Source organism: Streptomyces noursei ATCC 11455 (genome assembly GCF_001704275.1).
GTDB classification, from domain to species: domain Bacteria; phylum Actinomycetota; class Actinomycetes; order Streptomycetales; family Streptomycetaceae; genus Streptomyces; species Streptomyces noursei.
This window is the reverse complement of the sequence record NZ_CP011533.1, coordinates 6,929,501-6,950,172: the sequence shown is the minus strand read 5'-3', so window position 1 is coordinate 6,950,172 and position 20,672 is coordinate 6,929,501. Positions and strand designations below refer to the sequence as shown.

At 71.5% G+C, this 20,672-nt stretch carries 19 protein-coding genes; 4 read left to right on the top strand and 15 right to left on the bottom strand.

The annotated features are described in order from the left end of the window. Genes zwf through pgl form a run of 3 tightly spaced genes read left to right on the top strand, consistent with a single transcriptional unit; the run spans position 1 to position 3,343 of the window. Positions 1-1,533 carry a glucose-6-phosphate dehydrogenase gene (gene zwf, locus SNOUR_RS29430; protein WP_067352890.1) on the top strand — a complete coding sequence of 511 codons (1,533 nt, stop codon included), beginning with the start codon at positions 1-3 and terminating at the stop codon, positions 1,531-1,533. After that, complete coding sequence (gene opcA, locus SNOUR_RS29425) at positions 1,530-2,564, top strand: glucose-6-phosphate dehydrogenase assembly protein OpcA (protein ID WP_067352889.1); 1,035 nt, start codon at positions 1,530-1,532, stop codon at positions 2,562-2,564. Before zwf ends, opcA begins: the two co-directional genes overlap by 4 nt. Beyond that, on the top strand, positions 2,561-3,343 hold the full coding sequence (pgl, locus tag SNOUR_RS29420; RefSeq protein ID WP_067352887.1) for a 6-phosphogluconolactonase: 783 nt from the start codon (positions 2,561-2,563) through the stop codon (positions 3,341-3,343). Before opcA ends, pgl begins: the two co-directional genes overlap by 4 nt. A gap of 87 nt (positions 3,344-3,430) precedes the next feature. Here pgl and pgi read toward each other — a convergent pair whose 3' ends face one another. The 13 genes from pgi to SNOUR_RS29355 form a co-directional block, all read right to left on the bottom strand. Next, positions 3,431-5,107 (bottom strand): glucose-6-phosphate isomerase, encoded by a 1,677-nt coding sequence (gene pgi, locus SNOUR_RS29415; protein WP_067352884.1) that lies wholly within the window; start codon positions 5,105-5,107, stop codon positions 3,431-3,433. A 57-nt stretch (positions 5,108-5,164) separates the two neighbouring features. Further along, positions 5,165-6,439 (bottom strand): MFS transporter, encoded by a 1,275-nt coding sequence (locus SNOUR_RS29410; RefSeq protein WP_067352882.1) that lies wholly within the window; start codon positions 6,437-6,439, stop codon positions 5,165-5,167. A gap of 216 nt (positions 6,440-6,655) precedes the next feature. Beyond that, on the bottom strand, positions 6,656-6,991 hold the full coding sequence (locus SNOUR_RS29405; protein ID WP_016578660.1) for an RNA polymerase-binding protein RbpA: 336 nt from the start codon (positions 6,989-6,991) through the stop codon (positions 6,656-6,658). Between the two features lie 152 nt (positions 6,992-7,143). Next, the gene (gene secG, locus SNOUR_RS29400) at positions 7,144-7,380 is read right to left on the bottom strand and encodes a preprotein translocase subunit SecG (protein WP_039637546.1); all 237 of its coding nucleotides are present in this window, start codon (positions 7,378-7,380) and stop codon (positions 7,144-7,146) included. Between the two features lie 141 nt (positions 7,381-7,521). Further along, positions 7,522-8,298 (bottom strand): triose-phosphate isomerase, encoded by a 777-nt coding sequence (gene tpiA, locus SNOUR_RS29395; protein ID WP_039637545.1) that lies wholly within the window; start codon positions 8,296-8,298, stop codon positions 7,522-7,524. 6 nt (positions 8,299-8,304) lie between these two features. Continuing rightward, entirely contained in the window at positions 8,305-9,516 is a 1,212-nt protein-coding gene (locus SNOUR_RS29390) for a phosphoglycerate kinase (RefSeq protein ID WP_067352879.1), read from the bottom strand. Between the two features lie 127 nt (positions 9,517-9,643). Beyond that, the gene (gene gap, locus SNOUR_RS29385; RefSeq protein ID WP_067352877.1) at positions 9,644-10,648 is read right to left on the bottom strand and encodes a type I glyceraldehyde-3-phosphate dehydrogenase; all 1,005 of its coding nucleotides are present in this window, start codon (positions 10,646-10,648) and stop codon (positions 9,644-9,646) included. Between the two features lie 253 nt (positions 10,649-10,901). Next, positions 10,902-11,891 (bottom strand): DNA-binding protein WhiA, encoded by a 990-nt coding sequence (gene whiA / locus SNOUR_RS29380; RefSeq protein WP_039637542.1) that lies wholly within the window; start codon positions 11,889-11,891, stop codon positions 10,902-10,904. Next, complete coding sequence (locus tag SNOUR_RS29375) at positions 11,882-12,940, bottom strand: gluconeogenesis factor YvcK family protein (RefSeq protein ID WP_067352874.1); 1,059 nt, start codon at positions 12,938-12,940, stop codon at positions 11,882-11,884. The genes whiA and SNOUR_RS29375 overlap by 10 nt, the downstream gene beginning before the upstream one ends. Next, a complete protein-coding gene (gene rapZ, locus SNOUR_RS29370; protein WP_286160284.1) occupies positions 12,937-13,890 on the bottom strand; it encodes an RNase adapter RapZ in 954 nt (317 codons plus the stop codon). Before rapZ ends, SNOUR_RS29375 begins: the two co-directional genes overlap by 4 nt. Then, the gene (uvrC, locus tag SNOUR_RS29365; protein ID WP_067352872.1) at positions 13,887-15,998 is read right to left on the bottom strand and encodes an excinuclease ABC subunit UvrC; all 2,112 of its coding nucleotides are present in this window, start codon (positions 15,996-15,998) and stop codon (positions 13,887-13,889) included. Before uvrC ends, rapZ begins: the two co-directional genes overlap by 4 nt. A gap of 108 nt (positions 15,999-16,106) precedes the next feature. Beyond that, on the bottom strand, positions 16,107-16,997 hold the full coding sequence (locus tag SNOUR_RS29360; protein WP_067352869.1) for a hypothetical protein: 891 nt from the start codon (positions 16,995-16,997) through the stop codon (positions 16,107-16,109). 3 nt (positions 16,998-17,000) lie between these two features. Then, positions 17,001-17,591, bottom strand: a complete 591-nt coding sequence (locus SNOUR_RS29355) for a papain-like cysteine protease family protein (protein WP_067352866.1) — start codon at positions 17,589-17,591, stop codon at positions 17,001-17,003. A 239-nt stretch (positions 17,592-17,830) separates the two neighbouring features. On the opposite strand from SNOUR_RS29355, the gene SNOUR_RS29350 reads away from it, so the two are divergent. Then, positions 17,831-18,790 (top strand): hypothetical protein, encoded by a 960-nt coding sequence (locus tag SNOUR_RS29350; RefSeq protein WP_067352864.1) that lies wholly within the window; start codon positions 17,831-17,833, stop codon positions 18,788-18,790. A gap of 13 nt (positions 18,791-18,803) precedes the next feature. Here the strand turns inward: SNOUR_RS29350 and SNOUR_RS29345 are convergent, their stop codons facing one another. Together SNOUR_RS29345 and SNOUR_RS29340 are read right to left on the bottom strand one after the other, a co-directional pair. Beyond that, positions 18,804-19,217, bottom strand: a complete 414-nt coding sequence (locus tag SNOUR_RS29345) for a Rieske (2Fe-2S) protein (protein WP_067352861.1) — start codon at positions 19,215-19,217, stop codon at positions 18,804-18,806. 14 nt (positions 19,218-19,231) lie between these two features. After that, the gene (locus tag SNOUR_RS29340) at positions 19,232-20,668 is read right to left on the bottom strand and encodes a sugar porter family MFS transporter (protein WP_312634149.1); all 1,437 of its coding nucleotides are present in this window, start codon (positions 20,666-20,668) and stop codon (positions 19,232-19,234) included. Between the last annotated feature and the right edge of the window lie 4 nt (positions 20,669-20,672).

Sequence of the window (20,672 nt, the reverse complement as noted above, 5' to 3'; positions counted from 1 at the left end):
TTGACCGCTGTTCATGGAGCGAACCCGCTCCGTGACGCCGCGGACCGACGGCTCCCGCGCATCGCGGGGCCGTCGGGCCTGGTCATCTTCGGCGTCACGGGTGATTTGTCACGCAAAAAGCTGATGCCCGCGGTCTACGACCTCGCGAACCGGGGTCTGCTGCCGCCGGGCTTCTCGCTGATCGGCTTCGCCCGTCGCGAGTGGGAGGACGAGGACTTCGCGCAGGTGGTGTACGAGGCTGTCAAGCAGCACTCGCGCACCCCGTTCCGCGAGGAGGTCTGGCAGCAGCTGGTCCAGGGCTGCCGCTTCGTCCAAGGCAACTTCGACGACGACGTGGCGTTCGAGACCCTCAAGGACACCATCAACGAGCTCGACAAGGCCCAGGGCACCGGCGGCAACTACGCCTTCTACCTCTCGGTGCCGCCGAAGTTCTTCCCCAAGGTCGTCCAGCAGCTCAAGAAGCACGGGCTGGCCGAGCAGAAGGAAGGCTCCTGGCGCCGCGCGGTCATCGAGAAGCCGTTCGGCCACGACCTGAAGAGCGCCCAGGAGCTCAACCAGATCGTCCACGAGGTCTTCCCGCCCAACGAGGTCTTCCGGATCGACCACTACCTGGGCAAGGAGACGGTCCAGAACATCCTGGCGCTGCGGTTCGCCAACACGATGTTCGAGCCGCTGTGGAACCGCTCCTACGTCGACCACGTGCAGATCACGATGGCCGAGGACATCGGCATCGGCGGCCGGGCCGGCTACTACGACGGCATCGGCGCGGCCCGCGACGTCATCCAGAACCACCTCCTCCAGCTGCTCGCGCTGACCGCCATGGAGGAGCCCGCCTCCTTCGAGGCGGACGCGCTGGTGGCGGAGAAGACCAAGGTGCTGGGCGCGGTCCGGCTGCCCAGGGACCTGGGCAAGGAGACCGTCCGGGCGCAGTACGCCGAGGGCTGGCAGGGCGGCGAGAAGGTCGTCGGCTACCTCCAGGAAGACGGCATCGACGCCAAGTCGAAGACCGACACCTACGCCGCGATCAAGCTGGGGATCGACAACCGCCGCTGGGCGGGCGTCCCGTTCTACCTGCGGACCGGCAAGCGCCTGGGCCGTCGGGTGACCGAGATCGCGGTGGTCTTCCAGCGCGCTCCGCACTCCCCCTTCGACCACACCGCCACCGAGGAGCTGGGGCAGAACGCCCTGGTCATCCGCGTCCAGCCGGACGAGGGCGTGACCGTGCGGTTCGGCTCCAAGGTCCCCGGCACCTCCATGGAGGTGCGCGACGTGTCGATGGACTTCGCGTACGGCGAGTCCTTCACGGAGTCCAGCCCCGAGGCGTACGAGCGGCTGATCCTCGATGTGCTGCTCGGCGACGCCAACCTCTTCCCGCGGCTGGAGGAGGTCGAGCTGTCCTGGAAGATCCTCGACCCGATCGAGGAGTTCTGGGACAAGCACGGCAAGCCCGCACAGTACCCGTCGGGCACCTGGGGCCCCATCGAGGCGGACGAAATGCTCGCACGAGACGGACGGAGCTGGCGTCGGCCATGAAGATCGATCTGACGGAAACCACGGCCAGCGCGATCAACAAGGCACTGGTCCAGGGCCGCCGCGCCATCGGTACCCCGGCCATCGGCATGGTGCTCACCCTCGTCATCGTCACCGACGAGGAGAACGCCTACGACGCCCTCAAGGCGGCCAACGACGCGTCCCGCGAGCACCCCTCGCGCACCCTCGTCGTCATCAAGCGGGTCAGCCGGACGCCGCGCAACCGCGCCAAGGCCCGGCTCGACGCCGAGGTGCGGGTGGGCACGGACGCCGGCACCGGCGAGACGGTGCTGCTGCGGCTGTACGGTGAGGCGATCGACCACGCCCAGTCCGTGGTGCTGCCGCTGCTGCTGCCGGACGCCCCGGTCGTGGTCTGGTGGGCGGTCAACGCCCCGCTGAACCCGGCCAAGGACCCGCTCGGCGCGCTGGCCCAGCGCCGCGTCACCGACGCCTACGCCGCCGAGCAGCCCATCGCGGAGCTGACCGGCCGCGCCGACACCTACACCCCCGGCGACACCGACCTGTCCTGGACCCGGATCACCCCCTGGCGCTCGATGCTGGCGGCGGCGCTCGACCAGTCGCCGTGCAAGGTGACCTCGGCCGTGGTCGAGGGCGAGGAGTTCAACCCCAGCTGCGAGTTGCTCGGCATGTGGCTCGCCGGCCGGTTGGACGTGCCGGTGACCCGTACCGTCTCGCCCGGCCCCGGGCTCACCGAGGTGCGCCTGGAGACCACCGCCGGAACGATCGTCCTGGGCCGCCCGGACGCCTCGTTGGCCACGCTCGCCATGCCCGGCCAACCGGACCGGGCGGTGGCGCTCAAGCGCCGGGAGACCGCCGAGCTGCTCGCCGAGGAGCTGCGTCGGCTCGACCCGGACGACATCTACGCCGCCGCGCTGAAGTACGGCGTGGACCGGCTCCAGCTGCCGGGCGCCGGGACGCCCGCCGCCGACGGGCAGCCCGCGGCACAGGCCGGGGACGCGCCCGCCAAGCCGGCGGCGAAGAAGGCGCCCGCCAAGAAGGCAGCCGCCAAGTGAGCACACCCCAGGTCGTCGTCCACCGCGACAAGGAGCTGATGGCGAAGGCCGCCGCGGCCCGGCTGATCACCAAGATCGTCGATGCCCAGTCGGCCCGCGGCTCCGCCTCCGTCGTGCTGACCGGCGGGCGCAACGGCAACGGGCTGCTCGCGGCCCTGGCCGAGGCGCCCGCCCGGGACGCGATCGACTGGTCCCGGCTGGATCTGTGGTGGGGGGACGAAAGGTTCCTGCCCGACGGCAACCCGGAGCGCAACTACACCCAGGCCCGCGAGGTGCTGCTGGACAGCGTCCCGCTGGACCCGGACCGGGTGCACCCGATGGCGCCCTCGGACGGCCCGTTCGGTCATGACGCGGACGCCGCCGCCGAGGCGTACGCGGCCGAACTCACCGCCGTCGCGGGCCCGGAGGACCACGGCGCGGTGCCGTCCTTCGACGTCCTGCTGCTGGGCGTCGGCCCGGACACCCATGTCGCCTCGCTCTTCCCCGAGCTCCCCGCCGTCTACGAGCAGGAGCGGACGGTGGTCGGGGTGCACGGTGCCCCCAAGCCGCCGCCCACCCGGATCTCGCTGACCCTGCCCGCGATCCGCGCGGCACGGGAGGTCTGGCTGCTGGCGGCCGGCGAGGACAAGGCCAACGCCGCGGCCATCGCGCTCTCCGGCGCCGGCGAGGTGCAGGCCCCGGCGGCCGGCGCCCGCGGTCGCAGCCGGACGCTGTGGCTGCTGGACGAGGCCGCCGCAACCCGGTTGCCGCGCGACCTCTACCCCCCGGCGTCCTCCTGAGCCGGACGGCGCGCCGGCCCCACCGGCGCGCCGCGCACACGCCGACGGCCCCACCCCCGCGGGGGTGGGGCCGTCGGCGTCTTCGACTCAACGTCCGCGCAGCTCACGGTACTTGGCGACCAGCCCGGCCGTGGAGGCGTCCAGGCCCGGCACGTCCCCCGCCGCGCCAGCGGCCGAAGTCGACGTCTCGGTGAGCGCCGGCTCGACGCGCTTGGCGAGCACCTTGCCCAGCTCGACGCCCCACTGGTCGAAGGAGTTGATGTTCCACACCGCGCCCTGGACGAACACCTTGTGCTCGTAGAGCGCGATCAACTGGCCCAGCACCGACGGGCTGAGCTCCGACGCCAGGATCGTGGTGGTGGGGTGGTTGCCCTGGAAGGTGCGGTGCGGCACCAGTTCCTCGGCCACGCCCTCGGCGCGCACCTCGTCCGCCGTCTTGCCGAACGCCAGCGCCTGGCCCTGCGCGAAGAGATTGGCCATCAGCAGGTCGTGCTGGGGGACCAGATGCGGCTGGAGGTCCTCGACCGGGCGTGCGAAGCCCAGCAGATCGGCCGGGATCATCTTGGTGCCCTGGTGGAGCAACTGGTAGTAGGCGTGCTGGCCGTTGGTGCCGGGGGTGCCCCAGACGACCGGGCCGGTCTGCCAGCCGACCGGACGGCCCTCGCGGTCCACGGACTTGCCGTTGGACTCCATGTCCAGCTGCTGGAGGTAGGCGGTGAACTTGGAGAGGTAGTGGCTGTAGGGCAGCACGGCGTGCGACTGGGCGTCCCAGAAGTTGCCGTACCAGATGCCCAGCAGGCCCAGCAGCAGCGGGGCGTTCTCCTCCGGCGGGGCGGTCCGGAAGTGCTCGTCGACCAGGTGGAAGCCGGCCAGCATCTCGCGGAACCGCTCCGGACCGATCGCGATCATCAGCGACAGACCGATGGCGGAGTCGTACGAGTAGCGACCGCCGACCCAGTCCCAGAACTCGAACATGTTGTCCGTGTCGATGCCGAACTCGGAGACCTTCTCGGAGTTGGTCGACAGCGCCACGAAGTGCTTGGTGACGGCTTCCTGGCCGGCCCCGAGGCCGCTCAGCAGCCAGTCGCGGGCGGAGGTGGCGTTGGTGATCGTCTCGATGGTGGTGAAGGTCTTCGAGGCGACGATGAACAGCGTCTCGGCGGGGTCCAGATCGCGGACCGCCTCGTGCAGGTCGGCGCCGTCCACGTTGGAGACGAAACGGAACTGCATGTCCCGGTGGGTGTAGGCGCGCAGCGCCTCGTACGCCATCGCCGGGCCCAGGTCCGAGCCGCCGATACCGATGTTGACGACCGTCTTGATCCGCCGGCCGGTGTGGCCCTTCCAGTTGCCCGAGCGGACCCGGTCGGCGAAGGTGCCCATCCGCGTCAGGACGTGCTGCACGGCGGGGACGACGTTCTCCCCGTCGGTGGCGATGACCGCCGAGCCCGGTGCGCGCAGCGCGGTGTGCAGCACCGAGCGGTGCTCGGTGATGTTGATCTTCTCGCCGCGGAACATCGCGTCCCGCAGCCCGGCCACGTCGGTCGCGGCGGCGAGTTCGCGGAGCAGCCGCAGGGTCTCGTCGGTGACCAGGTGCTTGGAGTAGTCCAGGTGCAGATCGCCGACCTGGAGGGTGAAGCGCCCGGCGCGGCCGGGGTCCTTGGCGAACAGCTCGCGCAGATGCACCTCCCCCATCTGCTCGCGGTGCTTGCTCAACGCGGTCCACTCAGGCATCTGGTCGAGCCTGCCGCGGCCTTCTGCGTTCATTCGGACATCAGCCTTCTTCATCTCGTTAGCGGCCCCGCCACCCTCCAACCTAATTGATCAGAGCGCGGTATGAGGTATCTGTCCGCTGTTGGACGAGGTGCTGTCGCCGCCCCGAACAACCGGTATCAGCACCACGGCGCCCACCCCCAGCAGCGCGGCGGCCACCAGCGCCGGGGAGTTGGGCCCCCAGGCCGCCGCGGCCCCGCCGCCCAGCAGCGCCCCCAGCGGGGTCCCGGCTATCGAGACCGTGCGGAACGCGGAGCTGATCCGGCCCAGCATGGCCTCCGGTGCGCGCTGCTGCACCAGCGTGGTCTCCAGGACGTTCCACACCGTGCCGGCGAAGCCGAACAGGCCCAGCGCCAGGGCCGCGGGCCACAGCGCGCGCACCGTGCCGAACGCCACCAGCACCACGGCCTGTACCACTCCGGCGAGCAGCAGGGTGCGGAACCGGCCGCCCAGCGCTGCGACGACCCGGCCGACCAACAGCCCGCCGAGCACGGTGCCGGCGCCGTATCCCGTCGTCACCGCGACATAGCCGAAGTCCCCGGCGCCCAGCCAGTCCTTGACGACCACGACCAGCTCCGCGATCAGCGCGCCCACGCCGACGTTGCCCAGCGCCACCAAGAGGCAGAAGCCGCGCAGCACCCGGTCGCCCCACAACGCCCGTATGCCCTCGGCGATTTCCCGCCGCAGGGTGCGCCCGGAGTCGGCCGGCGGGCGGGGCGGGGCGCCGGTGCGCAGCGAGGCCACCAGGGCGGCGGCGATCAGATACGTCGCCGCGTCGACCGCGAAGGGCAGCGCGAGGCCCACCCCGATGAGCAGGGGCGCCACCGGTCCCCCGACGAACCGGCCGACGACCTCCTGGCCGGTCATCAGACGGGCGTTGGCGGAGGTCAGCGCCTCTCTGGGCACCACCGCCGGCAGCAGGGCCGTGGCGGCGTTGTCGAAGAGCGTCTGGAGGGTGGTGAGCGCGAAGGCCAGCGCCAGCAGCAGCCCGATGCCGGCCGCGCCGGCCGCCACCGCCAGGGCGAAGCCACCCATCAACAGCCCGCGCAGCACATCGACCGCCCACATCGCGCGCCGCTGGTCCACCCGGTCGGCGACCGCGCCGCCGAGCAGTCCGAAGAGCAGCCACGGCGCGAAGCCGCAGGCGGTGACCAGCGCGATCAGCAGCGGATCGGCCGTCAACGCATGGGCGAGCAGCGGGAGGGCGGTGCCCCTGAGCGCGTCGCCGAAGCGGGAGACCACCGCGGCGGACCACAGCCGCCCGAACCCGCCGCGCGGGCCGAACACGCCGACTCCCGTCGCACCGCCCACGTCCGTACGCGCCATCCCCGCCCCCGTACCGCGCATCCCCCGGAGCGGGATCCGCCTCGTGCCCACCGTACGGTCGGCCACTGACAGCGGGCCTGGGGCAACCTCCCCATCCCGCTCCTCAGATGCCGTGGGACGCGGCCGGGGAACGCGAACGGCCCGACGGGAAGGACGCGGTGTCCCTCCCGGCCGGGCCGGTGATGTCGAGCGAGGTGATCGTGCGGTGCGGTTCCGTCAGATCTCGCCGCGGAGCTTGGCGAGCGCCTCGGCCAGGATCGCCTCGCCGTCGGCGTCGCTGCGGCGCTCCCGGACGTAGGCGAGGTGCGTCTTGTACGGCTCGGTGCGCGGCGGGTCCGGCGGGCTGTCCCGGTCCTTGCCGGCCGGAAAACCACAGCGGGGGCAGTCCCAGGTGTCCGGCACCTGGGCATCGCCGGCGAAGCTGGGCTGCGTCTCGTGCCCGTTGGAGCACCAGAAGGAGATGCGGATGCGCGGCGCGGACTCGCCGCGCTCGGCCTCCCCCATCGGCCCCGCCCCGACCCGACTTCCTCGGATCGCGTTGCCACTTGCCACGGTCGTAACTCCCTGCGTAATGGTGCCGCGTGCCTCTCACAGCGACTGCGCTGCGGGCGCCCCAGTCTACGTAAGGCCCAACGCGCGTCCAGTGACACGAGTTACCGTCCCGGGACGCTGCCTTCATGATAGGCCGCGCCCCCGACGCCGTGTCAGCTGCCGAGCTTGACCAGGATGCCGAGCACCACGATGCAGGCGAACCACAGCAGACCGATCACGATGGTGATGCGGTCGAGGTTGCGCTCGGCGACCGAGGAGCCGCCGACCGAGGACTGCATGCCGCCGCCGAACATGTCGGACAGACCGCCGCCCTTCCCCTTGTGCATGAGCACCAGCATCATCAGCAGCACGCTGAAGACGATGAGGGCGATCGAGAAACCGATGACCACGGCTGGACCAACTCTCTGAGGACTTTCGGACGGAACGTGCCGACCGGCCGACGGGGCCGGACGGTGCGGGGCCGGGCGGTGCGCACGACACCGGACCCGGCCCCGACAGGGTACGACGGGCCGGGCCCGTCGTCATAGCTGCTACTGATCGCGGAAACGGACGATCTTCACGAATTCGTCCGCGTCCAGGGCAGCGCCGCCGACCAGGGCGCCGTCGACGTCCGGCTGCGCCATGATCGCCGCGACGTTGCCGGACTTGACCGAGCCGCCGTACTGGATGCGGACCTTGTCGGCCAGCTCCTGGCTGTAGAGCTCGGCGAGGCGGCCGCGGATGGCACCGCAGACCTCCTGCGCGTCCTCGGGCGTGGCGACCTCGCCGGTGCCGATGGCCCACACCGGCTCGTAGGCGATCACGATCGTCTCGGCCTGCTCGGCCGGGACGTCCTTCAGGCCGCCGTCGACCTGGGCGAGGGTGTGCGCGACCTGGTTGCCGGCCTTGCGGACGTCCAGGCCCTCGCCGACGCACAGGATCGGGGTCAGGCCGTGCTGGAACGCGGCCTTGACCTTGGCGTTGCAGATCTCCTCGTCCTCGCCGTGGTACTGGCGGCGCTCGCTGTGGCCGACGGCCACGTAGGCGCACTTGAGCTTGGCCAGCATGGCGCCGGAGATCTCGCCGGTGTAGGCGCCGGAGTCGTGCGCCGACAGGTCCTGGGCGCCGTACTTGATCTTGAGCTTGTCGCCGTCGACGAGGGTCTGCACCGAGCGCAGGTCGGTGAAGGGCGGCAGGACCGCTACCTCCACCTGGTCGAAGTCCTTGTCGTTGAGGGCGAAGGCGAGCTTCTGGACGTGTGCGATGGCCTCGAGGTGGTTGAGGTTCATCTTCCAGTTGCCCGCCATCAGCGGGGTGCGGTCACTCACGGTTGTTCAGTCCTCCAGAGCGGCGAGGCCGGGGAGCGTCTTGCCCTCGAGGTACTCGAGGCTGGCGCCGCCGCCGGTCGAAATGTGGCCGAAAGCATTCTCGTCGAAGCCGAGCAGGCGCACCGCGGCGGCCGAGTCACCACCGCCGACGACGGTGAAGGCGTCCGAGTCCAGCAGCCCCTGGGCGACGGCCTTGGTGCCGTTCGCGTAGTCGGGGTGCTCGAAGACGCCCATCGGGCCGTTCCAGAACACGGTGCCCGCGTCGGCGAGCTTCGCGGCGTAGAGCTCGCGGGTCTTCGGGCCGATGTCCAGGCCCTCCTTGTCGGCCGGGATGGCGTCCGCGGCGACGAGTTCGGGGTTGGCCGGGGCCTTGGTCTTCAGGTCCGGGAAGTCGGCCGACACCAGGACGTCGACGGGGAGCACGAACTCCACGCCGCGCTTCTCGGCCTCCGCCAGGTATTCCAGGCAGACCGGGATCTGGTCCTTCTGCAGCAGCGAGATGCCGACCTCGTGGCCCTTGGCCGCCAGGAAGGTGTACGCCATGCCGCCGCCGATCAGGATGCGGTCGGCCTTCTTGAGCAGGTTGTCGATGACGCCGAGCTTGTCGGAGACCTTGGCGCCACCGAGCACCACCACGTAGGGGCGCCGGACTTCCTCGGTGAGCTTCTTCAGCACGCCGACCTCGGTGGCGATCAGGTCGCCGGCGGCGTGCGGCAGCCGCTTGGGCAGGTCGAAGACCGAGGCGTGCTTGCGGTGCACGGCACCGAAGCCGTCGCCGACGTAGAGGTCGGCGAGCGCGGCGAGCTGGTCGGCGAAGGCGCCGCGCTCGGCGTCGTCCTTGCTGGTCTCGCCCGCGTTGAAGCGGAGGTTCTCCAGGACGGCCACCTCGCCGTCGGCCAGACCCGCGACCACGGACGCGGCGGACTCACCGACCGTGTCGGTGGCGAACGCCACGTCCTGACCGAGGAGTTCACCGAGCCGCCGGGCCGCCGGGGCCAGCGAGAAGGCGGGGTCCGGGGCGCCCTTGGGACGGCCCAGGTGGGAGGCGACGATCACCTTGGCGCCGGACGCGGCGAGCTTGGCGATGGTCGGCTGGACGGCGCGGATCCGGCCGTCGTCGGTGATGGTGCTGCCGTCCAGGGGAACGTTGAGGTCAGCGCGGACGAAGACCCGCTTCCCCGCAACGCCTTCCTGGACGAGATCGTCGATCGTCTTCATGTGAAGTGACTCCGTTGTAGTCCGTCAAGGGACTCTATCCGTCATGGGACGGGGCCCGTACGACGCGTTCCCGCGCCCTACGAGCCCCGTCTTCACGTTCCGGTGCCGTACCCGATGTCGGGCAGGCTCAGAGCTGGCCGCCGACGAACACGGTGAGGTCCACCAGGCGGTTGGAGTAGCCCCACTCGTTGTCGTACCAGCCGACGACCTTGACCTGCTTGCCCTGGACCATCGTGAGCTGCGAGTCGAAGGTGCAGGAGGCCGGCCAGTTGACGATGTCGGAGGAGACGATCGGGTCCTCGGTGTACTCGAGGATGCCCTTGAGCTGGCCCTCGGCGGCCTTCTGGAAGGCGCCGTTGATCTCGTCCTTGGTGACCTCGCGGTCGAGCTCCAGGACCAGGTCGGTGACCGAGCCGGTCGGGACCGGGACGCGCATGGCGATGCCGTCCAGCTTGCCCTTGAGCTGCGGGAGGACCAGGGCGGTGGCCTTGGCGGCACCGGTCGAGGTCGGGATGATGTTCTCCGCGGCGGCGCGGGCGCGGCGCAGGTCGGAGTGCGGGAAGTCCAGGATGCGCTGGTCGTTGGTGTACGCGTGGACCGTGGTCATCATGCCCTTGACGATGCCGAAGTTCTCGTCGAGGACCTTCGCCATCGGCGCCACGCAGTTGGTGGTGCAGGAGGCGTTGGAGATGACGTGGTGGTTGGCCGCGTCGTACTTTTCCTGGTTGACGCCCATCACGATGGTGATGTCCTCGTTCTTGGCCGGAGCCGAGATGAGGACCTTCTTCGCGCCGGCGGCCAGGTGCTTGGCCGCGTCCTCACGCTTGGTGAAGATGCCGGTGGACTCGATGACGATGTCGGCGCCGAGCTCGCCCCAGGGGAGGGCGGCCGGGTCGCGCTCGGCCATCGTCTTGAAGGTCATGTTGCCGACAGTGATCGTGTCGTCGGTGTGGCTGACCTCCTGCTTCAGACGACCCAGGATGGAGTCGTACTTCAGCAGGTGCACCAGGGTGGCATTGTCGGTCAGGTCGTTGACACCGACGATCTCGATGTCCGCGCCCTGCTCCAGGAGCGCGCGGAAGTAGTTGCGACCGATACGGCCAAAGCCGTTGATGCCTACGCGGATCGTCACGAACCGATCTCCTCGTTGGTACGCCGGTTTTGGATACCGGCGAGCTGTATGGGCTGTCCCCGACCGTCTACGACCCTACCCCCTAGAAGAGACGTACGTGACATTGACATCGGCGCCCAAAGATGCTCAAGTGAGCGGCTTCGAGCCCCTCTGACGCCCGCCCCTGCGCGGCGCCGCACGGCGCCCGCATGCACGCGCCCCCGACACCCTGTGTGGGTGCCGGGGGCGCGTGCGTGCGGAGGGCCGCCGTGGTTCAGCCGACCATGCCGTCCGCGAGTTCCTCGGTGAGGTTGGACTCGGTGCCGGGGATGCCCAGGTCCTGGGCCCGCTTGTCGGCCATCGCCAGCAGACGGCGGATCCGGCCCGCGACCGCGTCCTTGGTGAGCGGCGGGTCGGCGAGCGCGCCCAGCTCCTCCAGGGACGCCTGCTTGTGCTCCATGCGCAGCCGGCCGGCGGCGGCGAGGTGCTCGGGGACCTCCTCGCCGAGGATCTCCAGGGCGCGCTGGACCCGGGCGCCGGCGGCGACCGCGGCCCGCGCCGAGCGGCGGAGGTTGGCGTCGTCGAAGTTGGCGAGGCGGTTGGCGGTGGCCCGGACCTCGCGACGCATCCGCCGCTCCTCCCAGGCGAGCACCGACTCGTGGGCGCCGAGCCGCGTCAGCAGCGCACCGATCGCGTCACCGTCACGGACGACCACGCGATCGACGCTGCGCACCTCGCGGGCCTTGGCGCCGATGCCGAGCCGGCGGGCCGCGCCGACCAGGGCGAGGGCGGCCTCGGGGCCGGGGCAGGTGACCTCCAGGGAGGACGAGCGGCCGGGCTCGGTCAGCGAGCCGTGGGCCAGGAAGGCGCCGCGCCAGGCGGCCTCGGCGTCACAGGTCGCGCCGGAGACCACCTGCGGGGGCAGGCCGCGGATCGGGCGCCCGCGGCCGTCCACCAGGCCGGTCTGCCGGGCCAGCTGGTCGCCGCCGGCCACCACCCGGACGACGTAGCGGCTGCCGCGCCGCAGCCCGCCGGGGGCCATCACCACCAGGTCGGAGGAGTGCCCGAAGATCTCCAGGATGTCCTTGCGGAGCCGGCGGGCGGCGATGCCCGTGTCGAGCTCCGCCTCGATCACAATGCGGCCGCTGACCAGGTGCAGACCACCCGCGAACCGCAGGATCGACGAGACCTCCGACTTCCGGCAGCAGGTCCGGGTGACGGGGAGCCGGGAGATCTCATCCTTCACCGCAGCCGTCATCGCCATGGGCCGATCCTTCCATGCATCCGAAAAATACGGTCGTACGCGGCTGCCAGCAGTTCCGGATCGTGCCGGTCGGGGGCTCCCCCGGCGGACCGGGCGTCGTCTCCGCGTGCGGCGACCGCAGCCAGCTCGACCTCGCTGCCCACCAGTTGCTTGGCGGCAACCGTCAGACTGTCGACGTCGGGCACCGCGGCCTCGTCGGCCAGCACCACGTCAAAGGCGAGTTTAGGGGCGTGTCGGGCCAAAACCTCCAAATGACGCTGCGGGGAGAACCCCTCGGTTTCGCCCGGCTGGGGCGCGAGGTTGAGCGAGAGCACCTTCCGGGCCTGGGTCTCCTCCAGGGCCTCGCGCAACTCGGGCACGAGCAGGTGCGGGATGACGGAGGAGAACCACGAACCGGGACCCAACACCACCCAGTCGGCGTCGCGGACCGCGGCGACCGCCTCGGGGACGGCCGGCGGGTTCTCGGGGACGACGTGGACGGACTGCACCTCGCCGGGGGTGAGGGCGACCGTGGCCTGGCCACGGACCGTGCTGATCTCGTCCGGGTGATCCTTGTCCAGCCCCTTGACCTGGGCCTGGAGTTCCAGCGGCACCGCCGACATGGGCAGCACCCGGCCGTGCGCGCCGAGCAGCTTGCCGACCAGGTCGAGGGCCTGGACGTGGTCGCCGAGCTGCTCCCACAGCGCGACGATCAGCAGATTGCCCACCGCGTGGTCGTGCAGCTCGCCCTCGCTCTGGAAGCGGTGCTGGATCACCCGGGCCCAGGTCTGGCCCCAGTCGTCGTCGCCGCACAGCGCGGCCAGCGCCTTGCGCAGGTCGCCGGGGGGCAGCACGCCCAGCTCGTCGCGGAGCCGGCCGCTGGAGCCGCCGTCGTCGGCGACGGTGACCACGGCGGTCAGGTCACGGGTGATCCGGCGCAGCGCGGCGAGCGAGGCGGACAGGCCCATGCCGCCGCCGAGCGCCACCACCTTGGGGGTGGCGCCCCTCGTCGCGCGGCCACTGGGGACGAAGCGGCGGACCCGGCGCAGCCGCGGTGTACGGGAGGTCACTCGCGCCCCATGTCCCGGTGCACGACGACCGTTTCGACGCCCTCGGAGACCAGTCGGCGGGCCAGCTTCTCGGACATCGCGACGCTGCGGTGTTTGCCGCCGGTGCAGCCGACCGCGATCGTCACATAGCGCTTGCCCTCGCGGCGGTAGCCGGCCGCGACCAGCCGCAGCAGCTCGGTGTAGCCGTCCAGGAACTCCTTGGAACCGGGCTGGTTGAAGACGTAGTTGGAGACCTCGTCGTTCAGGCCCGTGAAGGGGCGCAGCTCGGGGACCCAGTGCGGGTTGGGGATGAAGCGGCAGTCGATGACCATGTCGGCGTCGACCGGCAGGCCGTACTTGAAGCCGAAGGACATGACCGTGGCGCGCAGCTCGGGGACCTCCTCCCCGGCGAACTGGGCGTCGAGCTTGGCGCGGAGTTCGTGGACGTTGAGGCTGGAGGTGTCGATGACCAGGTCGGCGTCGCCACGCAGTTCGCGCAGCAGGTCGCGTTCGGCGGCGATGCCGTCGACGATCCGGCCGTCGCCCTGGAGGGGGTGCGGGCGGCGGACCGACTCGAAGCGGCGCACCAGGGCCTCGTCGGAGGACTCCAGGAAGACGATGCGGCGCTTGACGTTCTGCGCGTCGAGGGTGGCCAGCGACTCCTTGAGATTGGCGAAGAAGCGGCGACCGCGGACGTCGACGACCACGGCGATCTTGGCGACGTTGCCCTGCGAGCGGGCGCCCAGCTCGACCATCGGCGGGATCAGCTCGGGCGGGATGTTGTCGACGACGAACCAGCCGAGGTCCTCCAGGCACTTCGCCGCCGTGCTGCGGCCGGCGCCGGACATGCCGGAGATGATCACCAGCTCGGGGATCGCGGCGCTCTCGCCCTGGTCGGCTTCGCGCATCGTGCCCGTACTCACCTGTGCACCGTCTCTCTCGGGTTCCTGCGTGTCGTGCGGTGTGCTCATCGGTCCTGCCCCCGTTCTGCTGACAACGCGGCCGGTGGGGCCCCGTCATCCTCAATGATCTCTCCTGTGGCGGTGTTCACCGCAGGGGCGGACGGAGCCGCGGTGGCCAGCGCCGCGGCGACCGTCTCGGCGGTCTTCCGGCCGACGCCCGGGACCTGGCAGATCTCCTCCACCGTGGCGGCCCGCAGCTTCTTCAGCGAGCCGAAGTGCTTCAGGAGCGCCTGGCGGCGGGTCTCGCCGAGCCCGGGGACGGCGTCGAGCGGGGAGGACTTCAGCCGCTTGCCGCGCTTGCTGCGCTGGTAGGTGATCGCGAAGCGGTGCGCCTCGTCGCGGACCCGCTGGAGGAGGTAGAGCCCCTCGCTGCTGCGCGGCAGCACCACCGGGTCGTCCTCACCGGGCAGCCAGACCTCCTCCAGGCGCTTGGCCAGGCCGCAGACCGCGACGTCGTCGATGCCCAGTTCGTCCATGGCCCGGCGGGCCGCCGCCACCTGCGGGGCGCCGCCGTCGACGACCACCAGCTGGGGCGGGTAGGCGAAGCGCTTGGGGCGGCCGTCCTCGTCGGTGAGGCGGTCGGTGGGGTCCGTGGAGTCGACGTCGGAGTCCACCGCGGGGTCCGCGACGGCGGCCGGCCCGGTGGCGGCCGCCACCCCGGCGGCCCCCGCTCCGTCGACGCCCTCGGTGGGCTCCTCGGTCCACTCCCCCGACTTCTGCTTCTCCTGGAGGTAGCGCTTGAAGCGGCGGCCGATGACCTCGTGCATGGAGCGCACATCGTCCTGGCCGGCGAATCCCTTGATCTGGAAGCGGCGGTATTCGCTCTTCCGGGCGAGGCCGTCCTCGAACACCACCATCGAGGCGACGACGTCCTCCCCCTGGAGGTGCGAGATGTCGAAGCACTCGATGCGCAGCGGGACGGTGTCCAGGTCGAGGGCCTGGGCGATCTCCTCCAGGGCGCGGGAGCGGGTGGTCAGGTCCGAGGCGCGCCTGGTCTTGTGCAGCGCGAGCGCCTGCTGGGCGTTGCGCTCGACCGTGGCCATCAGGTCCTTCTTGTCGCCTCGCTGGGGGATGCGCAGCGAGACCTGGGAGCCGCGGCGCTGGGTGAGCCACTGGGCGACCGGCTCCACCGGCTCGGGCAGCGCCGGGACCAGCACCTCCTTGGGGACCGCGTCGCCCTGCTCCTCGCCGTAGAGCTGCTGGAGGGCGTGCTCGACCAGATCGCCGGTGGTGACCGCCTCGACCTTGTCGGTGACCCAGCCGCGCTGGCCGCGCACCCGGCCGCCGCGGACGTGGAAGATCTGGACGGCGGCTTCGAGTTCGTCCTCGGCGAGGGCGATCAGGTCGGCGTCGGTGGCGTCGGCGAGGACCACCGCGCTCTTCTCCATGGCGCGCCGGAGCGCGCCTATGTCGTCCCGCAGGCGGGCGGCGCGCTCGTACTCCATCTCCTCGGCGGCCTCCTGCATCCCACGCTCCAGGCGGCGGAGGTGGGCGCCGGTGCGGCCGGCCATGAAGTCGCAGAACTCCTCGGCGAGTTCGCGGTGCTCCTCGGGGGAGACCCGGCCGACGCAGGGGGCGGAGCACTTGCCGATGTAGCCGAGCAGGCAGGGGCGGCCGATCTGGGCGGAGCGCTTGAAGACGCCGGCGGAGCAGGTCCGCACGGGGAAGACCCGCAGCAGCAGGTCGACGGTCTCGCGGATGGCCCAGGCGTGGGCGTAGGGGCCGAAGTAGCGCACGCCCTTCTTCTTGGCGCCGCGCATCACCTGGACGCGGGGGAACTCCTCGCCCAGGGTCACCGCGAGGTACGGATAGCTCTTGTCGTCGCGGTACTTGACGTTGAACCGCGGGTCGAACTCCTTGATCCAGCTGTATTCGAGCTGGAGCGCCTCGACCTCGGTGGAGACCACGGTCCACTCCACCGAAGCGGCGGTGGTCACCATCGTGCGGGTGCGCGGGTGGAGACCGGCCAGGTCCTGGAAGTAGTTGGCCAGGCGCTGGCGCAGGCTCTTGGCCTTGCCTACGTAGATGACCCGGCCGTGCTCGTCGCGGAATTTATAGACCCCCGGCGAGTCGGGGATCTGTCCCGGCTTGGGTCGGTAGCTACTGGGGTCTGCCATGCCCTCCACCCTACTGACCGCCACCGACAATCAGGGCCGAGGCGGCGGAGCCCGCCCCTCCGACACCCGGCGAAGGGGCGGAAGGACGGGCTCCGGTGGGGCGTCCGGTCAGCGGGTGCGGCGCCGGCGCACCGCCGCCCTGGTCGACAGGCCCAGGGCGAGCACGGCGGCGGCCCCCGCGACGGTCGAGGCGGCGGCCACCGGGAAGGTGTCGTCGGCCGTGGTGTCCGCGGTGTCCACCGGGCCGGCCGCGTCCGCGGCGAGCGGGTGCGGGGCACGGCCGGTGTCGGGGCCGGCCGGTGCGGCGCCGGGCCCGAAGCCGCCGGCCTCGCCGCGCTTGTCGTACGCGGAGCCCGGGAGCTTGTCGCCGTAGTCGTGGGCGACCCGCTTCTGGTAGGCGGCGACGGTGGTGCCGTGCGCGCCCACGGCCTTGCGGGCCGCGTCGTCCAGCGGCTCCACGCGGTCGCCGCGCTGGACGTACCAGGCGTCGATCTGCGGCTCGTGGAAAACCGTTCCGCCGCCCTGGCCGGCGCCGGCCGCGGCGTAGCGGGTCTCGTCGTCGCCGGTGGCGATGTTGACGACCTTCCAGGACGCGCCGCGGTGCGCGGTCCACACCGACGCCGTGCGGCCGTCGCCGGCGACGGCCTTGGTGGCCATGAACTCCAGCCGGGCGACGGGCGCGTCGGCCCTGCCGCGGACGAAGTCGGGCGAGAGGACGTAGACCGGGACGGTGGCGCCCTCGACGTGCGGGGCGGTCCGGGCCGGGGCGGCGAGTCCGGCGGCGCCCTTGCCGTCCTTGCCCGGGGCGGCGGCGAAGAAGCGGGCCAGGGTGTCCAGGGTCGCCGGGTCGGCGGCCGCGTCGTGGGCGGCGGCCACGCTGGTGCGGGCCGGGGCGGGCGGGGCCGGCACGGCGGCCAGGGCGGCGTGCGGGGCGAGGGCCAGGAGGGCGGCGGCGAGGGTGCCCGTGGCGGCGGCGCGGACGACGATGCGCTTCGTCATGCCTCAGGCTCCTATCTGGTAGAGGGAGTGGGTCCAGGAGAAGGAGCTTCCGTTCACGTAGTTGTCGAAGTCGCCCCAGTTGTAACGGTTGTTGGTGGCCCAGGGGTCGCCCCAGTACACCCAGTTGCGGGACGTGTCGAAACCGTAGATGACGTGCATGTGGCCGCCACCGGACGACCACTGGATGCGGGTCTCGATGGGCCGGTTGGCGTTGATCTCGTTCTGGACGGTGCTGTACCGGAGCCAACCGGTCACATATGAGCCAGGATTGATGCCCATCCAGTCGAGTGCGTTCTGCACATTGCCCAGCGTGGCCTGGTTGTTGGGGCAGGTGGTGCCCTGTTGGCGGTTGAATGCGGCGTTGCAGAACTGGTTCTGGCTGTAGTTCCGGCCGTACCAGGTCGCGATGGTGTTGCCCGAGCCGGCCCAGCACCAGTTGGTCTTCTCCTGGGCCTGCATCGTGATGTTCAGGCGGTTGGCCGACTGCGGGGCGGCGTTGGCGGCGCCGGGCAGCCCGGCCAGCGCCACGACGGTCAGCGCCGCGGCCGACAGCCATCTGCGGCGCCCGCGCGGGGCGAACAGAGAGTGGAGCATGGCGTTCCTCCCGTGAGGGGTGAGGGGGGGAGAGGAGCGCATCCGGATGCTGTTGAGGAGCATCAGGTGTTGTCGCAGGCAGGTCAACACGCTTCAATGCGAGGTGACATGGGGGTGTGGACGAGCGGGCCCGGATGTGAACGGCTGGTGCCCGGCGTCCTGCAGTGAACGAGCAGGGAGAGCGCGCGCCGTGCGTTCCGGTTGTGAACATTCACCGCGCGCGCCGGAGGATTGAGGCAATGGCACAGAACACTCCCGATACCGCGCAAAACCCTCACGTTTCGGCCGAACTGGCCCAACTGCTGCGGACCGGCCCGTTCCATCTCGCCCTGCGCAGCGCGCTCACCGCCCGCGGGCTGGCCCTCACCCGCGTCCAGCACAAGCTCGCCCAGCGCGGCATCACCATCGGCGTCACCAGCCTGAGCTACTGGCAACAGGGGGCCCGGCGCCCCCAGCGCCCCGAGTCGCTGCGCGCGGTCCGCGCCCTGGAGGACGTCCTCGGCCTGCCCGACCGGTCGCTGCACCGGCTCCTGGTGCCCGAGGGCGGCGCCCGCCCGGAGACCGAGCGGCCACCGGCCCGCTCGTACCGCTCCCTGGTGGCCCCGGCCGACTGCCTGCAACAGCTGTTCGCCGAGTTGGAGACCCCCGCGGACGGCGGGGTGCACACCGTCGGCCACCACGAGCGGGTACGGATCGGGGCCCGGCGCGAGCTGAGCGAACGCGAGTCGCTGCAGGTGGTGCGCGCCCACCGGGACGGGGTGGACCGCTATGTCGCCATCCACCGGGGCGACCCGGGCTGCGACCCGTCCCGGGTGCGGGTGCGGGCCATGGAGAACTGCCGGCTGGGACGGGTCCGCGGGGACGCGGCGAACGGCGTGATCGTCGCCGAGCTGCTCTTCGACACCCGGCTGCGGGCCGGCGACACCCACGTCTTCGGCTACGCCTTCGAGGACGGCAGCGGCGGCCCCAGCGCCGAGTACGTACGCGGCTTCAGCTTCGCCGGCGGCCAGTACGTCCTCCAGGTGCGGTTCGACGACGCGGCGCTGCCGGTGCGCTGCTACCGCTTCACCCAGGCGTCGGCCGGCGCCCCGCGCGCCGGCCGCCAGGAGCTGACGCTGAGCGGCCGGCACCACGCGGTGCACGTGGTCGAGCAGGGGGTGCGGCCCGGAATCCTGGGGATCGCCTGGGACTGGGGGTGAACGGGGCGACGGCTCAGCCCGCGACCAGCTTGCCGCCCTCGACCTTGACCGGGACCTCCTCCAGGGGGCTGGACGCCGGGCCCTGGGCGACCTTGCCGGTGGCCACCTCGAAGTGGCTGCCGTGCAGGGGGCAGACGGCCTGGCCCTTCTCGATCTTGTCCAGCGTCCCGCCCATGTGCGTGCATACGGCGCTGAAGCACTTGAACGCGCCCTTGGTGGGCTGCGAGACCAGCAGGCGCTGCGCGGCGTAGAGCTTGGCGCCGCCGACCGGCACCTCCGCGGCCGGGCCCAGCTCGACCGGCGCGTCCGAGGACGGCCGGGCGCCCGACCCCTGCTCCCCCGCGGCGCAGCCGGCGGCTCCGAAGCACGCGATGCCGGCGAGCGCGGCCCCGCGCAGCACGGTCCGGCGGTCCGGGGACGCACTCATGGGGAACCTCCTGGTCAGTGGGCGACGTCGGCCCCCGACGATACCGGGGCGGTCCGCTCGGCCGGACGGCGGTCCTGCCCGCCCCGGAGCAGCTCCGCCTCGATCTCCTCCAGGCTGCGGCCCTTGGTCTCCGGCAGCAGCCGCTGGACGAAGAGATACGCCAGCAGCGTCGTACCGGCGAAGAAGAGGAAGTTGACCCCGGCGCCCCAGGAGTGCAGCAGGGAGGGGAAGACCAGCGCCACGACCATGTTGAACAGCCAGTTGAACAGCACGCACAGGCTGACCGCGGCGGCCCGGATCCGCATCGGGAACAGCTCCGGCAGCATCACCCACTGCACCGGCCCCCAGGAGACCGCGAACGAGGCGATGTAGAGCGCGATGCCCAGCAGCGTCAGGGTGGAGAGCAGCGCGCCGTAGCCGAGCCCGGAGAGGTTGGTGGCGGCCAGCACCACCATGGCCGCGCACATGCCCAGCGCCCCGATCCGCAGCAGCGGCTTGCGGCCCCGGCGGTCGATCAGCCGCATCGCCGGCAGCGTCATCAGCATGTTGAGCAGGCCGATGCCGACGTTGGCGAGGATGGCGCCGCCGGACCCGAAACCGATGTCGGTGAGCAGGGTCGGTGCGTAGTAGATGATCGTGTTGATGCCGACGAAGTTCTGGAAGAACACCAGCAGCATCCCGACCGTGAACACCGGCCGCAGCTGCGGCGACAGCAGCCGGCGCAGGCTCAGCGGCTCGCCGGCCTCCCGTTCGGCGCGCTCGGTCCGCTCGATCTCGGCCAGTTCCTCGCCCGCCGCCGCGGCGTCCCCGCGCAGCCGCGTCAGCACCTCGCGGGCCTGTCCGCCCCGGCCCTTGCCCACCAGCCAGCGCGGGCTCTCCGGCTGGGTGAGGATGCCCAGCGCCAGCACCGCGGCCGGGACCACGCCCAGGCCGATCATCCAGCGCCAGGCCCCGGAGTCGGCGAGCAGGTAGTCGGTGACGTAGGCGACGAAGATGCCGACCGTCACCAGCAGTTGCATCAGCGAGGTGAGCCCGCCGCGCAGGTGCTTGGGCGCAAGCTCGGTGAGGTAGAGCGGGACGACGACGGAGGCGATGCCCACGCCGACCCCGATCACGAAGCGGAACGCGATCAGCGCGGCGGCCCCGGTGGCGCAGGCCGCGCCGAGGGTGCCGAGGATGAAGACCCCGGAGGCGACCAGGATCAATCGGCGGCGCCCCCAGGAGTCGGAGAGCCGCCCCGAGAGGCCGGCGCCGAGCATCGCCCCTACGAGGAGGCCGGAGACCACCAGCCCCTCCAGGAGCGGGGTGAGCGCGATATCGCGCTTGAGGAAGAGCATGGCGCCGGAGATGACACCGGTGTCGTAGCCCCAGAGGATGCCCCCGAGGGCGCCGAAGACCCAGATCAGCACGTTCTTGAAGGATGCGGGCACAGCCTTGACGGATGCGGGCACGGCG